17 protein-coding genes and 1 tRNA gene are annotated in these 16,877 nt (G+C 64.7%); 14 read left to right on the top strand and 4 right to left on the bottom strand.

Annotated features, from left to right (window positions below; genetic code table 11):
- Positions 1–26 precede the first annotated feature (26 nt).
- On the top strand, positions 27–626 hold the full coding sequence (locus tag ACQR0U_RS28810) for a TetR/AcrR family transcriptional regulator (protein WP_434844103.1): 600 nt from the start codon (positions 27–29) through the stop codon (positions 624–626).
- Between the two features lie 174 nt (positions 627–800).
- Here ACQR0U_RS28810 and ACQR0U_RS28805 read toward each other — a convergent pair whose 3' ends face one another.
- On the bottom strand, positions 801–1,748 hold the full coding sequence (locus ACQR0U_RS28805; RefSeq protein ID WP_315827240.1) for a cyclase family protein: 948 nt from the start codon (positions 1,746–1,748) through the stop codon (positions 801–803).
- Positions 1,749–1,975: 227 nt separating this feature from the next.
- Positions 1,976–2,866 (bottom strand): LysR family transcriptional regulator, encoded by an 891-nt coding sequence (locus ACQR0U_RS28800; RefSeq protein ID WP_315827239.1) that lies wholly within the window; start codon positions 2,864–2,866, stop codon positions 1,976–1,978.
- 103 nt (positions 2,867–2,969) lie between these two features.
- On the opposite strand from ACQR0U_RS28800, the gene ACQR0U_RS28795 reads away from it, so the two are divergent.
- From ACQR0U_RS28795 to ACQR0U_RS28745, 11 genes are all read left to right on the top strand, one after another.
- Positions 2,970–3,956 (top strand): NAD(P)H-dependent flavin oxidoreductase, encoded by a 987-nt coding sequence (locus ACQR0U_RS28795; RefSeq protein WP_434844102.1) that lies wholly within the window; start codon positions 2,970–2,972, stop codon positions 3,954–3,956.
- Between the two features lie 9 nt (positions 3,957–3,965).
- Positions 3,966–5,042, top strand: a complete 1,077-nt coding sequence (locus tag ACQR0U_RS28790; protein ID WP_434844101.1) for an NAD(P)H-dependent flavin oxidoreductase — start codon at positions 3,966–3,968, stop codon at positions 5,040–5,042.
- Between the two features lie 108 nt (positions 5,043–5,150).
- Positions 5,151–5,438, top strand: coding sequence for an Asp-tRNA(Asn)/Glu-tRNA(Gln) amidotransferase subunit GatC (gene gatC, locus ACQR0U_RS28785; RefSeq protein ID WP_316175164.1), 288 nt, complete (start codon positions 5,151–5,153; stop codon positions 5,436–5,438).
- A 71-nt stretch (positions 5,439–5,509) separates the two neighbouring features.
- Positions 5,510–5,746 carry a hypothetical protein gene (locus ACQR0U_RS28780; RefSeq protein WP_434844100.1) on the top strand — a complete coding sequence of 79 codons (237 nt, stop codon included), beginning with the start codon at positions 5,510–5,512 and terminating at the stop codon, positions 5,744–5,746.
- Positions 5,743–7,218 carry an Asp-tRNA(Asn)/Glu-tRNA(Gln) amidotransferase subunit GatA gene (gene gatA / locus ACQR0U_RS28775; RefSeq protein WP_434844099.1) on the top strand — a complete coding sequence of 492 codons (1,476 nt, stop codon included), beginning with the start codon at positions 5,743–5,745 and terminating at the stop codon, positions 7,216–7,218. Before ACQR0U_RS28780 ends, gatA begins: the two co-directional genes overlap by 4 nt.
- A complete protein-coding gene (locus tag ACQR0U_RS28770; RefSeq protein ID WP_434844098.1) occupies positions 7,209–7,505 on the top strand; it encodes a hypothetical protein in 297 nt (98 codons plus the stop codon). The genes gatA and ACQR0U_RS28770 overlap by 10 nt, the downstream gene beginning before the upstream one ends.
- Positions 7,506–7,510: 5 nt before the next feature.
- Positions 7,511–8,989: an Asp-tRNA(Asn)/Glu-tRNA(Gln) amidotransferase subunit GatB gene (gene gatB, locus ACQR0U_RS28765; protein WP_434844097.1), complete on the top strand. Its 1,479-nt coding sequence runs from the start codon at positions 7,511–7,513 to the stop codon at positions 8,987–8,989.
- A 1,397-nt stretch (positions 8,990–10,386) separates the two neighbouring features.
- Positions 10,387–10,653: a hypothetical protein gene (locus ACQR0U_RS28760; RefSeq protein WP_315711373.1), complete on the top strand. Its 267-nt coding sequence runs from the start codon at positions 10,387–10,389 to the stop codon at positions 10,651–10,653.
- A 157-nt stretch (positions 10,654–10,810) separates the two neighbouring features.
- Positions 10,811–10,969 carry a hypothetical protein gene (locus ACQR0U_RS28755; protein ID WP_316159567.1) on the top strand — a complete coding sequence of 53 codons (159 nt, stop codon included), beginning with the start codon at positions 10,811–10,813 and terminating at the stop codon, positions 10,967–10,969.
- A gap of 45 nt (positions 10,970–11,014) precedes the next feature.
- Positions 11,015–11,290 carry a hypothetical protein gene (locus ACQR0U_RS28750; protein ID WP_316159555.1) on the top strand — a complete coding sequence of 92 codons (276 nt, stop codon included), beginning with the start codon at positions 11,015–11,017 and terminating at the stop codon, positions 11,288–11,290.
- Between the two features lie 195 nt (positions 11,291–11,485).
- Positions 11,486–11,839 (top strand): hypothetical protein, encoded by a 354-nt coding sequence (locus ACQR0U_RS28745; RefSeq protein ID WP_315752952.1) that lies wholly within the window; start codon positions 11,486–11,488, stop codon positions 11,837–11,839.
- Between the two features lie 130 nt (positions 11,840–11,969).
- Here ACQR0U_RS28745 and ACQR0U_RS28740 read toward each other — a convergent pair.
- Positions 11,970–12,063, bottom strand: a tRNA-Ser gene (locus ACQR0U_RS28740).
- Positions 12,064–12,807: 744 nt separating this feature from the next.
- Here ACQR0U_RS28740 and ACQR0U_RS28735 point away from each other — a divergent pair.
- Together ACQR0U_RS28735 and ACQR0U_RS28730 are read left to right on the top strand one after the other, a co-directional pair.
- Positions 12,808–14,337 (top strand): porin, encoded by a 1,530-nt coding sequence (locus ACQR0U_RS28735; RefSeq protein ID WP_434843816.1) that lies wholly within the window; start codon positions 12,808–12,810, stop codon positions 14,335–14,337.
- 569 nt (positions 14,338–14,906) lie between these two features.
- Complete coding sequence (locus ACQR0U_RS28730; protein ID WP_434872348.1) at positions 14,907–16,001, top strand: alpha/beta hydrolase family protein; 1,095 nt, start codon at positions 14,907–14,909, stop codon at positions 15,999–16,001.
- A gap of 65 nt (positions 16,002–16,066) precedes the next feature.
- Here ACQR0U_RS28730 and ACQR0U_RS28725 read toward each other — a convergent pair whose 3' ends face one another.
- Positions 16,067–16,588: a MarR family winged helix-turn-helix transcriptional regulator gene (locus tag ACQR0U_RS28725; RefSeq protein ID WP_315711378.1), complete on the bottom strand. Its 522-nt coding sequence runs from the start codon at positions 16,586–16,588 to the stop codon at positions 16,067–16,069.
- Positions 16,589–16,877 lie beyond the last annotated feature (289 nt).

Here is a 16,877-nt window from a genome sequence, read left to right as displayed (position 1 = left end):
TATCTATATCATGATATAGATATTGCATGGCACCTCGCAAGACCGAACATTCATCCATTGGCATGAGAGGCGAGCCGCTTCGTCGGCACGTCCTCGATGCGGCAGAGCGGCTTCTCCGTCAGGGCAGGGCCGATTTCTCGATGCGAGACCTTGCCGCTGAGGCGGGGGTCAGCTTCGCGACGCCATTCAATCAGTTTGGCAACAAGGCTGCGATCATGCAGGCTCTCTCCATACGTCGGATCGACACCATGGAGACGCGGTACACCGCCGCGCCACCATCGAGAGATGCGAAGACACGCGTGCTATTGGCTATTGATACGGCGGTGGCAGTGATGTTGGAGAATCCAGACGTGAACCGGACCGTGATGGGATGGCTGGGTGCCGCCCAGGCTTCGCCCGGTCAGACGCTTTCCCGATCCACTGCCTTCTGGGCACTGGCCTTGGGAAAGGGAGATGGACTGACGGCCAGCCGGCGAGAACAAGCGCTGCGCTGCCTTCCAGAGCAACTCGCCTTCAGTTTCCGCGGCGTGTTGTCCTTCTGGACTGCGGGCGAATTGTCGGACGCGGCGCTCGCCCCGCGTGCGCGAGACATGGCGAGTGCCTTGTTGCTCGCCTACCTCCATTAACGTCCGATAGGGGCGGCTTGATCGACTGACCGACCGATCCCAGGTCTGTGTCGGCCGGCTCCAGGCGCGCCTGTGGCGGACTCCTTGTCCAAGGCTTGCTTTCGCAGGACGATTCCAGACTCCTCGTGAGGACGCGGCGCTCCCGGGATGCCCTCACGAGGAGATCGGCGGAGCTTAACGGATCGCGATCGGGTTGATCATGCCCTGGACGCCGCCGCGCCAGCGCGGCTGACCCAGCACGAACAGGAACTCGTAGCCCTTGTCCTTGGCGAGGTCGGCCGTGTTCATGTTCTCCAGGATGTAGGTCCCGTTCATGGCGAGCAGGATCTGGTGCACCTCGAACAGGTTCGGCGACTCGAACGGGATCGCCTCCACCGCCCAGTTGTCGGCCCCGACCGCGACCACGCCCTTCGAGGTCAGGTATTTGGCGCCCTCGACGCCGAGACCGGGCTCGCCGGCGCCGTAACGCTTATCGTCCTTGCCGATCAAACCAAGCCAGCCGGTGTGGAAGATCACGATATCGCCCTGGCGGATCTCGACGCCCTGCTTCTTGGCAGCGTCCTCGATCTCCTTGACGTTGAACGCGGTGCCTTCCTTGACCACGTCGGTGTTGTAATAAGCCGCCATGTCGAGCAGCACGCCGCGCGCCACCAATGGCGGCACCTTCTCGATGCCGAGCTTCTTCAGGCCGGTCGGATCGGCGAAGTCGAGCAGCTTGTTGCCGTTGTAATAGACGTGCTCGATGCCGAGATGGCCGAGCCCGTCGATCTGGCTGCCGACGCCGACCCAGCCTTCGACGATGTCGTCATTGTAGGTCGCCTTGTTCGGGCCGAGGCCGGGAATTCCGGCCTGGCCCGGCTGCACCACGGTGATCTTGAACGAACGCGGCGGATAGGCCGGCGTCTTGGAATCGACGATCATGCCGAGCGGGTAGGTCTTGCCGGTCTTCACCAGCGAGGCGGCTTTGACCACGAGCTCCGGCGTGATGTAGTTGGCCGCGCCGATCTCGTCCTGTGGGCCCCATTTCGATTTCGTCCAATCCGGGGTCTTGTCCTGGGCATTCGCCGTCCCGATCGCACCCATCATGGCAATCGAGCAGCACAACACGAACGCGTTGCGCATCGCATTTCCTCCGACATGTTGACGTTTGTTCGTTTCGCGCTGGCCAGCGCTGCATCCTAACGTAGTAAAGGATGGCCAGACAAAGCTATTTCGCGCGCGTGCGCTGCACAGCGCCCGAAAGTCGCATCGGTCGAAATGGCTGTTTTTCCCTGCGCGAAAACGTCATTTCGCGCAATGGAATGCGCCGTTCGCTGGCGATGCTCAGCACAATCTTTGAATGAATCGCGTCAGGCTGCGATGTCGTGGTCCCGGCCGGCGAGTCCGGCCATGAAGGCCGAGAGGCCGCTGCTGCGATGCGCCGCGCGGCGGTGGATGAACAGGGTTTCGACGCGTCCATGACTTGGATCGAGTGTGTGCAGGCTGACGCTGCCGATCATCTCGTTTCGCGTCACCACAGCGCGTGGCAGCAGCGCGACGCCCATGCCAGCGGCGACGCAGCCGATCATGCCGTCGAGCGTACCGAGCTCGATGCGCGCGGCCGCAGGCCAGCCGAAATCGTTGAAGACCTGCTCCAGCCGCTGCCGGTAGGTGCAGCCGGCCCTGAACACCAGCGCCGTCGGGCCCGAGGCAGCCGTGGCCGCACGCAAGGCTGACAGGCTTTCAAAGCGCCGGGCCGTCACCAGCACCAGCTCTTCCTCGAAGGCGATGATACCCGAGAGCTCGGGATGTTCGATCGGGCCGGCCACGAAAGCGCCCTCGAGCGTCCCGTCGAGTACGGCGGCCACGAGCTCGGCGGTTGGCGCCGTGCGCAGACCGAGGGCGACAGCCGGGAAGCGCCGATGAAAATCCGCGAGCAGCGTCGGCAGGCGCACGGCGGCGGTCGTCTCCATCGAGCCGATCGTCAGCGGTCCTCTCGGCTCGCCGTCATCGCGCGCGGCGAGCAGCGCTTCGCGCGACAGCGCCGCCATCCGGTCGGCGTAAGGCAGAAGTCGCAGCCCGGCATGGGTCAGGGTCATGCCGCGGCTGTGCCGCTCGAACAGTGCGGTGCCGATCTCGCCTTCCAGCGCCTTGATCCGCTGGGTCACGTTGGACTGCACCGTGTTGAGGGCCTCAGCAGCGCGGGTGATGCCGCCGCTGCGCGCCACGGCTGCAAAGGTTTCGAGGTCGCTCAGTTCCACGCCGATCTCCGTTTTGAATCTGCGATGGCAGAGTTCTCAAGTATTCATTTTGAGAGAATGCTAGCCGCGCCTAAAGTCGCCGTCCAGAGTTGAGGAGACTTTCATGGCACTGCGGACGGCGTTGACGGAGAAGCTCGGCATCAGCCAGCCGATCCTGCTGGCGCCGATGGATCTGATTGCCGATGCGCGCCTCGTGCGCGCGGTCAGCGACGCCGGGGGATTCGGTATTCTCGGTGGCGGCTATGGCAACCGAACCTGGCTCGCGCAAGAGACCGCAAGGCTTGAAGGCCTGCATGCGCCGTTCGGCATCGGCTTCATCACCTGGTCGCTGGCGAAGCAGCCCGATCTGCTCGACGTGGCGCTCGCCGCGAGGCCCGCGGCGATCATGCTGTCATTCGGCGATCCCGCGCGGTTCGCGCCGGCAATCAAGCGGGCCGGTGCGTTGCTGATCTGCCAGGTACAGGACGAGGCGATGGCAGAGCAGGCGATCGCGGCGGGTGCCGACATCCTGGTTGCGCAAGGAACCGAGGCGGGTGGTCATGGCGCGTCGCGGACCACGCTCGATCTCGTGCCGGCGATCGTCGACCTCGCCGCGGGGCGAGTGCCGGTGGCGGCGGCCGGCGGTCTTGCCGATGGCCGCGGCCTTGCGGCGATGCTGATGCTGGGGGCGGAGGGCGTGCTGCTCGGCACGCGCTTCTATGCCAGCCGGGAGGCTGCCGGCGCCGACGAGGCCAAGCGGCGGATCTGCGCGGCAAAATCCGGCGAGACCGTGCGCGGCATCATCTTTGATCTGTCGCGCAACAATGTCTGGCCGGCGCCGTTCACCGGCCGCTGCCTGGTCAACGATCATGCGCGCCGCTGGATGGGGCGCGAGGTCGATCTGCTGCAGCAGGTCGAGACCGTCTCGGCGGACTATGTGAAGGCACGGACCGAAGGCAATTTCGACATCGCCGCCGTCATTGCCGGCGAGGCGGTCGGCCTGATCCATGATATCCCGCCGGCCGCCGAGATCGTCGCGCGCATCGTCGATGAGGCCGAGCAGATCCTGCAAGGGCGGCGCAACTCGTCCGCCGTCTTCGCCAAGCAATAGGAGCAGCCCATGTGGCCCGACCGCCGCTTCCTGGATCTCGTCAAGACCGAGCACCCGATCGTGCTCGCGCCGATGGCCGGCGTGATGGATGCCGATCTCGTCATCGCGGTGGCGCAAGGCGGCGGGCTCGGCTCGCTGCCCTGTGCCATGCTCTCCGCAGACAAGGCGCGCGAGCAGGTCAACATCATCCGCCAGCGCGTGTCGGCGCCGATCAACGTGAACTTCTTCTGCCACACGCCGGTCGAGGCCGATGCGGCACGTGAGGCCGCATGGAAGCAGAGGCTCGGCGTGTATTACCAGGAGTATGGCGTGGATCCGGCGGCTCCGGTTGCGGCGGCCAACCGCGCGCCGTTCGATGCGGCGATGTGCGCGGTCGTCGAGGAGCTCAAGCCGGAGATCATCAGCTTCCATTTTGGCCTGCCTGAGCCGGGGCTGCTCGCGCGCGTGAAGGCGACCGGCGCGGTCGTGATGGCGTCCGCAACCGTGGTGCGCGAGGCGGTGTGGCTGGAGCGGAACGGCGCCGATATCATCATCGCACAGGGTGCCGAGGCCGGCGGTCATCGCGGCATGTTCCTGACCGACAAGCTCGCCGAGCAGGTCGGCACCTTTGCGCTCGTGCCGCAGGTCGTGGATGCGGTGAACGTCCCGGTGATCGCAGCCGGCGGCATTGCCGATGCACGCGGCATCGCGGCTGCGCTCGCGCTCGGCGCATCCGCCGTGCAGATCGGCAGCGCCTATCTGCGTTGTCCCGAATCCAAGGTCAGCGTCATGGCCCGCGCCGCGCTTGCCGCCGCCGATGACGAATCCACCGTCATCACCAACGTGATGACCGGTCGGCTCGCCCGCGGCGTCGCCAACCGGGTGATGCGCGAGGTCGGGCCGATCTCGCCGGATGCGCCGGCGTTTCCGCATGCCGCCACCGCGCTCGGTCCGCTCAAGGCCGCCGCGGAGAAGCAGGGAAGGGTCGATTTCACCAATCTCTGGGCCGGGCAGGCGCTGCCGCTCGGGTGCGCGCTACCGGCCGCCGAATTGACGCGGACACTGGCCGAACAGGCCCAGGCGCGCTTGCGGCGGATGGCGGGCTGACGCTACGGCGGGGCGTCCGCCCCAAGAAAGTCCAGGGGCTGCCGGTTGCGGCGCGAAAGCGGGCTCTGCTATAGGGCGGGTTCACCTTGTCCCGTGAGGCCCTATATAATGTCGGTCGATGCCGCCACCGTCCGCCGGATCGCGCAATTGGCGCGGATCGCTGTCACTGACGCCGAGGTCCCGCATCTGCAGGGCGAGCTCAATGCGATGCTTAACTTCGTCGAGCAACTGTCGGAGGTCAATGTCGAGGGCGTCGAGCCGATGACCTCGGTGACACCGATGGCGATGAAGAAGCGCCAGGACGTCGTCACTGACGGCGAGATCGCCGACGACATCGTCAAGAACGCGCCGGCGACCGAGAACCACTTCTTCCTGGTGCCGAAGGTCGTGGAATAGCCAAGGGGTTGGATTGGTCGCTGCTCCGACGCGATCGACCCGAGCCGTAACCGACAAGCGAGCCAACGCCGATGTGCCTGCTCTGCGACGATGAAGCGGCCTACAAGGCCTATATGGACTATCTCGACGCCATGGAGCGGAAGGGCAAGGCCGCCGATCCGGACGAGGCCGTCAACGAGATTCTCGACCAGCTCGAAGTGGCCGCCAATACCAAGAAAGCCTCCCCTGCGAAGAACAAGTTCTTCGCGGACGACGCCGCCGACGACAAGACGCTCTCCCCGTTCTTCTGCAGCCCGATCAACAAATGACCGATTTGACTTCGCTGACGCTCGCGGAGGCCCGCAAGGGTCTCGCAAGCAAGACCTTCACGTCGCTCGAGCTGACCGACGCCCATCTCAAGGCGATCGAGGAGGCGCGGGCGCTCAATGCCTTCGTGATGGAGACGCCGGACCAGGCGCGCGCGATGGCGCGCGACGCCGACGCCAAGATCAATAGAGGCGAGGGTGGGCCGCTGGCCGGCATTCCGCTCGGGATCAAGGACCTGTTCGCGACCAAGGACGTCCGCACCACGGCCTGCTCGAAGATCCTCGGTAATTTCGTGCCGACCTACGAGTCGACAGTGACCTCGCAGCTCTGGCGCGATGGCGCGGTGATGCTCGGCAAGCTCAACAATGACGAGTTCGCGATGGGCTCGTCGAACGAGACCTCGTACTTCGGCCCGGTCGGCAACCCCTGGCGCCGCGAGGGCTCCAACACCACGCTGGTGCCGGGCGGTTCGTCCGGCGGCTCGGCGTCGGCGGTGGCGGCGCTGCTCTGCATGGGCGCGACCGCAACCGATACCGGCGGCTCGATCCGCCAGCCGGCCGCGTTCACCGCCACCGTCGGCATCAAGCCGACCTATGGCCGCTGCTCGCGCTGGGGCATCGTCGCCTTCGCTTCCTCGCTCGACCAGGCCGGGCCGATCGCGCGCTCGACCCGCGATGCGGCCATCCTGCTGCGCTCGATGGCCGGCCACGACCCGAAGGACACGACCTCGGTCGACATCCCCGTGCCGGACTACGAGGCCGCGATCGGGAAATCCGTGAAGGGCATGAAGATCGGCATTCCCAAGGAGTATCGGCTCGACGGCATGCCGGCCGAAATCGAGAAGCTCTGGAGTGAGGGTCGCAAGTGGCTGGAAGCCGCCGGCGCAGAAACCGTCGAGGTGTCGCTGCCGCACACCAAATACGCGCTGCCGGCCTATTACATCGTGGCGCCGGCGGAGGCGTCCTCCAACCTCGCCCGCTACGACGGCGTCCGCTACGGCCTGCGCGTGCCCGGTAAGTCCATTGGCGAGCTCTACGAGAACACCCGCGCGGAAGGGTTTGGTGCCGAGGTGCGCCGCCGCGTCATGATCGGCACCTATGTGCTGTCGGCCGGCTATTACGACGCCTATTACATCCGGGCGCAGAAGGTCCGCACCCTCATTAAGAAGGACTTCGAGGACTGCTTTGCGAGGGGCGTGAACGCGATCCTGACGCCGGCGACGCCGTCGGCCGCGTTCGGCATCGGCGAGAAGGGCGGCGCCGATCCGGTCGAGATGTATCTCAACGACATCTTCACGGTGACGGTGAACATGGCGGGCCTGCCGGGCATCGCGGTGCCGGCCGGCAAGGACAGTCAGGGGCTGCCGCTCGGGCTGCAACTGATCGGCCGTCCGTTCGACGAGGAGACGCTGTTCTCGCTCGGCGAGGTCATCGAGCAGGCGGCGGGACGCTTCACGCCGGTCCGGTGGTGGTAAGCGTCGCCGAGTTCAAGACGAGCCTCGCGGGCGACGCGCCCGCGGCCGGCCTGACGCCGGTGCTCACCGGCCTGTGGTGGCTGGCGAAGGGCGACTGGGACCGGGCGCACAAGATCATTCAGGACGAGACCGGCCGCGACGCGGCCTGGGCGCACGCGCATCTGCATCGCGTCGAAGGCGATCTCGGCAATGCCGCCTACTGGTATCGGCAGGCCGGGCAGCCCGTCGCCAACGATGCATTGGATATCGAATTTGAGCGGATCGTCTCCGCGCTGATGGGGAGTTGAGGGCCATGACGGCAACCAGCGGCAAGCTGATGAAGGGCGCCACCGGCGACTGGGAGGTCGTGATCGGCATGGAGATCCACGCCCAGGTCACCTCGAAGTCGAAGCTGTTCTCGGGCGCCTCGACCGCGTTCGGCGGCGATCCCAACAGCCACGTCTCGCTGGTCGACGTGGCGATGCCGGGCATGCTGCCGGTCATCAACGAGGAGTGCGTGCGCCAGGCCGTGCGCACCGGGCTTGGTCTGAACGCCAAGATCAACCTGCGCTCGGTGTTCGACCGCAAGAACTATTTCTATCCCGACCTGCCGCAGGGCTACCAGATCAGCCAGTACAAGGACCCGATCGTGGGCGAGGGCGAGGTCACGGTCGAGCTCGACGGCGGCAAGACCGCCACTGTTGGCATCGAGCGCCTGCACATCGAGCAGGATCCCGGGAAGATGCTGCACGACCAGTCGCCGTCGCTGTCCTATATCGACTTCAACCGCTGCGGCGTGGCGCTGATGGAGATCGTCTCCAAGCCTGATATCCGCGACGCCGAGCAGGCCAAGGCCTATGTGACCAAGCTGCGCTCGATCATGCGCTATCTCGGCACCTGCGACGGCGACATGGAGAAGGGAAGCCTGCGCGCCGACGTCAACGTCTCCGTGCGCAAGCCGGGCGGCCCGCTCGGCACCCGCTGCGAGATCAAGAACATCAACTCGATCAATTTCATCGGCCAGGCGGTCGAGGCCGAGGCGCGGCGCCAGATCGAGATCATCGAGGACGGCGGCGTGATCGAGCAGGAAACCCGCCGCTTCGATCCCGACAAGGGCGAGACGCGCTCGATGCGCTCCAAGGAGGAGGCGCACGATTACCGTTACTTCCCGGATCCGGACCTGCTGCCGCTCGAATTCAGCCAGGCCTTCGTCGACGAGCTGAAGGCTGCGCTGCCGGAGCTGCCGGACCAGAAGAAGGCGCGCTTCATCGCGGATTTCGGCCTGTCGCCCTATGACGCCTCCGTGCTGGTGGCCGAGCGCGAGAGCGCTGCGTTCTACGAGAGCGTGCTGGAGGCGCTGTCCGAGCGGGCGCGCGACGGCAAGCTCGCCGCCAACTGGGTGATCAACGAGCTGTTCGGCCGGCTCAACAAGGAGGGCCGCGACATCGCGTCCTCGCCGGTGTCGGCTTCCCAGCTCGCGGCGATCGTCGCGCTGATCGGCGAAGGCACCATCTCCGGCAAGATCGCCAAGGATCTGTTCGAGATCGTCTGGAGCGAGGGCGGCGACCCCCGCGAGCTGGTCGAGAGCCGCGGCATGAAGCAGGTCACCGACCTTGGCGCCATCGAGAAGGTGGTCGACGAGATCATCGCCGCCAATCCGGACAAGGTCGCGCAGGCGAAGGCCAAGCCGCAGCTCGCCGGCTGGTTCGTCGGTCAGGTGATGAAGTCGTCGGGCGGCAAGGCCAACCCGCAGGCGGTCAACGATCTCCTGAAGAGCAAGCTCGGCATCTGAACGACGATCGCCCGTCTTCGTTCCAGCGGCGCGCACATGGTGCGCGCCGTTTGTCTTGGCGTCGCGGTCCGGCGAATCGCCGCACGCGATTCGCAAAAAAGCCACCATTGCCGAGCGTTCGAACGCACACGAGGGCGTGTGCAATGAAAATTTTTTCATTGCCAAAATTTACGACTCAGAGTCCGCGCGTTGCTCTCACCATGCGAGTCTGCACGCCGACACGCCGGCGTCGTCGCGTGCGCCGTGCCGTTCAGCCGTTCAGAAAAATACTTGCAGCACAGGCTTTTTGCGCAATCTCGATTAGTTGCGATCGCGGCCTTGCGCAGGGAGACGTTTGTATTTTCTCGATCGATCGACGCGCTGCTTCGCGCGTTTCGTCAGCCGCACACGCGCGCGCCTGTCAACACTTCCTTAAGCCGGAAGCTGTTTTTTTTCACTCGTTGGTGTATCGATGAGGAGTGCAGCTCGATTCCCGAGTGCACGCATCGACTAAGCCATCTCACATCGGAGGGCAACATGGCCAAGAAAGCGAAGAAGGCGAAGAAGGCAGTGAAGAAGGTCGCGAAGACCGCGGCGAAGAAGACTGCCAAGAAGACCAAGAAGGTCGCCAAGAAGAAGTAACTCTCGCAGTCCTCTGCGAGATGAGTCCGGCAACTGATGCCGGCACGTCGTTGGAACGCAGGTCGGCATAGCTCCTCGAGAGCCGGGCGGATCTCCTGAAGCTCCAACAGACGATAGAGGGTGTCGGCGAGACATCAGGTCAACGGTCGGATCGAACTCGAGAGCGGCTTCGCTCGCGGTACGGTCCGGCAGAAGAAACAGGATTTCTTCGTTCGGTGCAGATCGCGTTTCCGGTCTGCAATCTCACGAGCGGCTATCAGCCAGAGTGGGATCTGATCCTGACGTGTTCGCCGACGCCCTCGATCCTTGAGCACTGCGCCTTTGGCGACTGTGTGCCTCCAACCTTCCCATAGACGAACGGCATCATCATCGGCAGCTCGGCGCAGCCGTGCTCGTACCGCGCTGCGCAATCCCCCGCACGTGCTGTCGAGACGTGTCCAGTCCCGGTGCGGCTGTTGACCAACGGCGTGGTGCGCTCCGCGCCAGCGCGGTGAGGCGCTTTCGCGGATGGTTATGAGTTTGCCAAACAGAACGGTAAACCGCTCTTTGCCGAGTTGAAGAATCCATTTCGAATCAATGCATTGAAGCCGGCCCGGGAAAATGCGGGGCTCCGCGTTCAGGGCTCGTTCAGCACGATGTTTAAACTGCCTTTCAAACTTGATCGGTCATCCTTCGCGCATAAGCCGCGAGACGGCATGGGGATAACCAGGCGTTGAACAGTTGGACGGGGGCGTGCTCGGGTGACCGGCCGCCTCCTCGAGCGAAGGAGAGCGACGATGTTTCAGGGACAACTCAATTTTGATGACGTGACCACCGCGGAGCAGGGCGCCAGCGGCGATGTGCTGTTCGAGCTCGGCATGCTCTATGCGAGCGGTCGCGACGGCATGGTCGATCTGATCGCCGCGCACAAATGGTTCAATCTCGCCGCCCTCAGGGGGCGCGTCGACGCCGTGGCAATGCGCCGCGAGGTCGCCGAGCAGATGTCGGACGCCGAGATCGCGACCGCGCAGCGCGAGGCGCGCGCCTGGATGACCGCGCACTGAGCGAGCTCAGCCGCGGCTTGGCGGCTCTCGCTTTCGGCGCGAGGTATGCCGCACGCGCCAGAGTTGCCGGCCGCGAACCGGGCGCTGGGTGACCCGCGCCCGATCGCTCATTCTCGTCGGAAGCGGGCCTCGTCGCGTTGCGAGCGGTCGCGACGGTATGGTCGATCTGATCGCTGCGCACAAATGGTTCAATCTCGCCGCCCTCAGGGGGCGCGTCGACGCCGTGGCAATGCGCCGCGAGGTCGCCGAGCAGATGTCGGATGCCGAGATCGCGACCGCGCAGCGCGAGGCGCGCGCCTGGATGACCGCGCACTGAGCGAGCTCAGCCGCGGCTTGGCGGCTCTCGCTTTCGGCGCGAGGTATGCCGCACGCGCCAGAGTTGCCGGCCGCGAACCGGGGTGCTGGGGTGGCCACCCGCGCCCGATCGCTCATTCTCGTCGGAAGCGGGCCTCGTCGCGCTGCGAGCGGTCGCGACGGTATGGTCGATCTGATCGCTGCGCACAAATGGTTCAATCTCGCTGCCCTCAGGGGGCGCGTCGACGCCGTGGCAATGCGCCGCGAGGTCGCCGAGCAGATGTCGGATGCCGAGATCGCGACCGCGCAGCGCGAGGCGCGCGCCTGGATGACCGCGCACTGAGCGAGCTAAGCCGCGGCTTGGCGGCTCTCGCTTTCGGCGCGAGGTATGCCGCACGCGCCAGAGTTGCCGGCCGCGAACCGGGGCGCTGGGTGACCCGCGCCCGATCGTTCATTCTCGTCGGAAGCGGGCCTCGTCGCGCGCCGATAAATCTCCTATCTGTCGTTCGGTGTGACGCAGACAAGCGGGATTGACGGCATGGGCCAGGCACGGCGACAGGCGCGGCGGCAAGAGCTGATCGACTGCCATGACTGCGGCAGCGGTGTCTCCTTCAGCGCAGTGGCGTGCCCGCATTGTGGATCGACCGAGCCGGCCGGGCCTGCGGTGCAGAGCCGGCGCGAGTTGAAGCGTCTGCGGGTCGAGGCCCATAATGACCGCCGCCTCGTCGTGGTGACCGCCCTCTGTGCGGGTCTCGGCGCCATCTATGGTGCCGTGATGGGAGCAGGAGGCGCAGCGTCATGGTGGGCTGCGCTCGGCTATGGGTTCGTCGGCACCATCATCGGCGTGCCCGCCGCCTTCGTGATCAACATCAGCCGTGGCTTGTTCGATTGAACCGCGCGTGATTGAGCGGCAACCGTGATCACGACGGCCACGGTCCGTTGCGATCCGGCAGGTGCGTGAACGGCTCGGCGTTGAGGCGGATGATCAGGGGGAGGGGCTGTTGGCCGCGCCCACGGGCGGCTGGCGGAGACGGAGGGATTCGAACCCTCGATAGGGCTTTACAACCCTATAACGGTTTAGCAAACCGCCGCCTTCAGCCACTCGGCCACGTCTCCGGCGAGGGTCGGTATGCCCGACGCCGCGCTGAGCCGCAAGCGGCAGATTGCATGCGGTTTCGAAATCCTCACAGGGCCGCGGCTTCGCTGGACCGGTGCGGACGGTGCTCTTCACCTTCGGCCATCGATGCGAGCTGAGCCTGCCGTTGATCGGCCGCGGCACGGCGTGGAAGTCGACGGGCGGCGCCGGCCCTCTCGATGGTCCCTGACACGGAGGACCCCTAATATAGAGGGTCGTCTGCAAAGGCGGCCGGTGGCAGGGGCGCAGACGGCATCGTCCTCCAACCCGATTCTCGTTCAGCGCGTGGGCTGGATTCGTGGTCCCATACGCCTGACTTGGGGCGGGTTCCTGGCGGGCGAGTGCTCGTGGCCTTGAGCCCCCCAAATTGCGTTGTCACAAAACGACAACATAAACAGCCACTTAGGTGTTCCCGCAGAACCACGGTTCCGTGCCTTTTGTGCAACACCGGTCCGAAAAGGCGCCGCTCGAGCGCCGCAATGATGGTTCCTTTGTTGCGTGTGCAAAGGCCTTCGGTAATTCTGCTCGCACGACGAAGGGGGGCATCCCAACGTCGTCCCGTTTAGGTCGTTCGCTCAAGTCCCTCGCGTTCATGCGGGTGTGTCCGATAGCGCGAAGCGGCTGAGCGACGGGTCGAAGAGGGATAACGGGTCCAACCCCAAGGGTGTCTCTCACCCAGCGGAGGCGGAACCTTCCCTGACTGAGCAACTTGGAGGTTTAACATTATGAACACGATCAAGAGCCTTGTCCTGGGCTCGGCGGCCGCTCTCGTCGCCATGTCTGGGGCTCAGGCAGCTGACCTTCCGATCAAGGCCAAGGCGGTTGAATATGTGAAGGTCTGCTCGCTTTACGGCGCCGGCTTCTACTACATCCCCGGCACCGACACCTGCATCAAGCTGGGCGGCTACCTGCGTGCTGAAACGTCGTTCGCCAGCAACGGCCAGTACAACAACGCCGTCAACGGCGTTGCCGGCGGCATGAACCGTAACAGCAACTACTACTACAGCCGCGCTCGTCAGGACCTCAACATCGACACGCGCACCGCGACCGAGTACGGCGTGGTCCGCACCTTTGCTGACCTGACGTTCACCTGGACCAGCGGCACCTACGCTGGCTCGGGCTCCGCGACCGGCGCGACCGCCTACTCGACGGCTGGCGCTCCTGGCGCTCAGGCCGACGGCAACATCGCCCAGGGCGGCATCGGCGTGTACTACGCCTTCATCCAGTTCGCTGGCTTCACGATGGGTAAGGCCGTGTCGCAGTTCGACGCGCCCTGGACCAACTACCCGGGCAACAACTTCGACGGCCTGTGGGGCGGCGGCGGCACCGTGACCGGTGTCAACCAGTTCACCTACACCGCCGACTTCGGTTCGGGCATCACTGCGGCGATCTCGGCGCAGGACGCGAGCCAGTACTACACCACCAACATGTGGAACGTGTCGGGCATCACCGCGGCCGGCATCATCGGCGGCTCGTATGGCACCAACAACTTCGGTGGCAACGTGTCTCCGGACATCGTCGGCATGGTCCGTGTCGACCAGGCTTGGGGTCTGTTCCAGGCGTCGTTCGCGGCGCATGACAACCACACCGGCTACTACGGCGCCACCGAGCTCACCGGTCACCCGGCTGACAAGTGGGGCTGGGCTGCTCAGTTGGCCTTGTCGATCAAGAACATCCCGACCGGCCCCGGCGACACCATCAACATCCAGGGCGTCTACACCAACGGTGCGAGCCGCTACAACGCTCAGAGCCTGGTGCCGACCACCTACGCGATGTACGGCGGCAGCAGCACGGCTGGTGTCTACGGCACGCTCGGCTTCGCTGGCGTCAGCGATTCGGTCTTCGTGACCGGCGGTGAGCAGCAGCTGACCACGACCTACGGCTTCCGTGGCGCCTACACCCACAACTGGAGCCCGACCTGGAACTCGGCGATCTACGGTTCGTGGGCTGCCGTGAGCTACAACAACACTGCCAAGGGCCTGATCTGCGGCAGCGCGGCGATGGGTGCGATCGCGGGCGCAGGCTTCACCTGCAACCCCGACTTCAACATCTCCTCGCTCGGCTTGATCACCCGTTGGACCCCGGTCAAGAACCTGACCTTCTCGGCCGACGTGGCCTGGACCAACCTGGACCAGAAGTACTCGGGCAACATCGTTTCTCCGGCCACGACCACGACCTCCAAGCCGGCTGCGGTCTATCAGCTCAAGGACCAGAACTCGGTGTCCTTGCTGCTCCGCGCTCAGCGCAACTTCTGATCCTGATCGTCTGATCGGGTTCAAGAGCCCCCGGCAGGAAACTGCCGGGGGTTTTTGCTTGTGTGCGGGCGCTCATTCCGGCGCGGCACCGGGTCTGGTTCGCTCAAGCAGCGATCGATGCCAAATCGGCGGATCGAGGCAATTGAGCAAGGGATCCGATTGCCTGTGGCTCGAAAATCGCATTCGTTTCAGTAGTTTGGCTGCATGCTGGTATTTTTTTAAAAATGGTGTTGAAAACAGATGAGTTGATAAGCTAATTTTGTCATGCCTGAGTAATCATTCACCACCTACGCAAGACGACGATCATACGATGTTAGACCCCAGGAAGCCTCTGGCGATGCCCCGCCGGAGGCTTCTTCATGTCGGGATCTCCTCGCCGCCCAGCATCTGACGTTGCGTCTCGATTGCAGAGCCCCGGCGTGATCTCCGCAGGCCGTGCCGTCAGCGCAAACATCGATCGTCTCTCCAAAAATCGTTGCGCATCGGCTTGACCGGGAAATGCCGGATGGTCACCATGACCGCCAGATGACGGGGCCACACCGTCACGCCAGTGAGGAATGAGTCCAAAGATGAGTTCGGAAGGCTCTGTGGGAGTGCTGCGTCCGTGGTCCGACCAAGACGATCTGGCGGGCGCCATCACGCGGCTGCTGGAAGCGCGGCCCGAGGGCCGGGCCGAGCTTGCGGAATGTCTGGCGGTTGCGCAGCGGATCGAGGCCAGCGACGACGAGTCCTGGTACCGCGAGTGGATGCAATGCGCGGATGCGATGAAGGCTGCCGCCGCCGACGCCGTGAGCAGCGGCCGTCCCGAGCTGGCGTTTCGCAAATTGTCGCGCGCGATCGATTGTTATGAGGCTGCGGCCTGTCCGTTCAGCAGCTCACGCTCCCGCCAGGCCGTCGTGCTGTCCCGCATGCGCGAATGTGCGCGCGAATTCCTGCGCGGTGCCGATCCGCAAGGAGAGGTCGTCACAATTCACTGGCGCGCCGACTACCCGCTCGAAGCCTATTTCCTGCCGGCGCGTTGCGAGGCAGGCAGGGCGCCCACCGTCATCTGCATCGGTGAGCCCGGCCGTCGCAAGGAAACCTCCCTGTTCAAGCTTGCAGCCCATGCGGAGCAGCGCGGCCTGGCGCTGCTGGTGGTCGATCTGCTGGGCAGCGGACCGGACTGCCGCTTCGAGGAGATCGTCGGCCGTCGCGATCTCGAATCAGCCATCGCAAGCATGATGGACTACGCGACGTCCCGTGACGACGTGGACGAAGGCCGGATCGCGATCCTGGCCGATGACTGGAGCTCGTCCTTCGTCGCGCGCGGCATCGCACTCGATCCGCGTTATGCTGCGGCGGTCTGCGACGCCGGCTTGTGGGATATTCACGAGCGCGTCTTCCTGTCACGCCGACCCGGTGCGGGCGAGCGGGGCAGGCTGTCGATCGCGAGCGATGGGCTGGCGGCGCGGCAGATCATGTGTCCGCTGCTGGTGACGGTGCCGGAGCGTGGCTGGCTGCGGGCCGACATCGCAACCCGGCTGATCGCGCAGATCAAGCGCGAGCACCCGGACATCACTCTGAAGATCGTCTCCAGCGCGGGCGCCGATTGGCTCGAGGCCGATGCCTTCGTCTTCGACTGGATCGCCAAGCGTCTGGCGGGGTCTCAGCGGCCTCCAGGCTGACGCGACCGCATGTCTGCTTCAGCTCCCCCGTAGGAGGCGGTCGGGCCGTGACCGCCTCGGGGGCCTCAGAGTCCCATCGTGAGTCGCGCGCTGGCCTTCTCGAAACGGTCCTTGAGGCCAGCCAGCTTGTCCGTGAAGGTCGCCAGCTCGCGAGCGTCGAATTCCTCGAAGATGAAGCTAAAGATCTGCGCCTGCTGAGCTTCCAGCTCGGCGAACTGCTCCGATGTCTTGGTGGTGAGCGACATCCGGACCACGCGCGCATCGTTGGGGGCGGGCTTGCGTTCCATGAAGCCCTTCTTCTCGAGCAGCTTCGACTGCGTCGTGACGAACGAAGGGTCGACGTGCAGCCGCTTGGCCGCCGCATTCACGGCGACTCCCTCGCCTTGATCCAGCTCGGAGATCGCCATCAGGATCATCCATTGCGGGCCACTGATGCCGATTCTCTTGGCCCAGAAGTACCTCAGCTCCTCCAGATGGACGTTGATCGTGGAGATCTCCCGGGCGAAGCGAAGAATGGCGTCGCGATTCTTCGGCAGATGTTCGGCAGTCTTCGGTTGCGCGTCCGCTTCCACAGGTGCGGCAGACATGTTCTTCAAGGGCGCCATTGCTCAGGAGTTCCGGTACGAAGCTCGACCCTAAAGAAAAAAAATCCGCAACAAAATCACTTATCTAGGAGGACATCGGCCGTCCCCCGTGCGCTGCACAACAAGCTGCCATTGTGTTGCCCCCAAGACACATTTCGGCTTCATTCAATTACCTGACTGCATAAACTATTTTGCTTACTGAATGAGCGAAGGCATAGTTCCTGATGACGGTGGGGGGTTACTCGATCGTCCCGTGACAGGTGGTTCGCTTAAGTCCCTCGCGTGATGCGGG

The organism is Bradyrhizobium sp. HKCCYLRH3097, from assembly GCF_051167875.1.
Lineage (GTDB): Bacteria > Pseudomonadota > Alphaproteobacteria > Rhizobiales > Xanthobacteraceae > Bradyrhizobium.
Note: the sequence above shows the minus strand (reverse complement) of the source record. Positions and strands in the feature narration are given on the sequence as shown.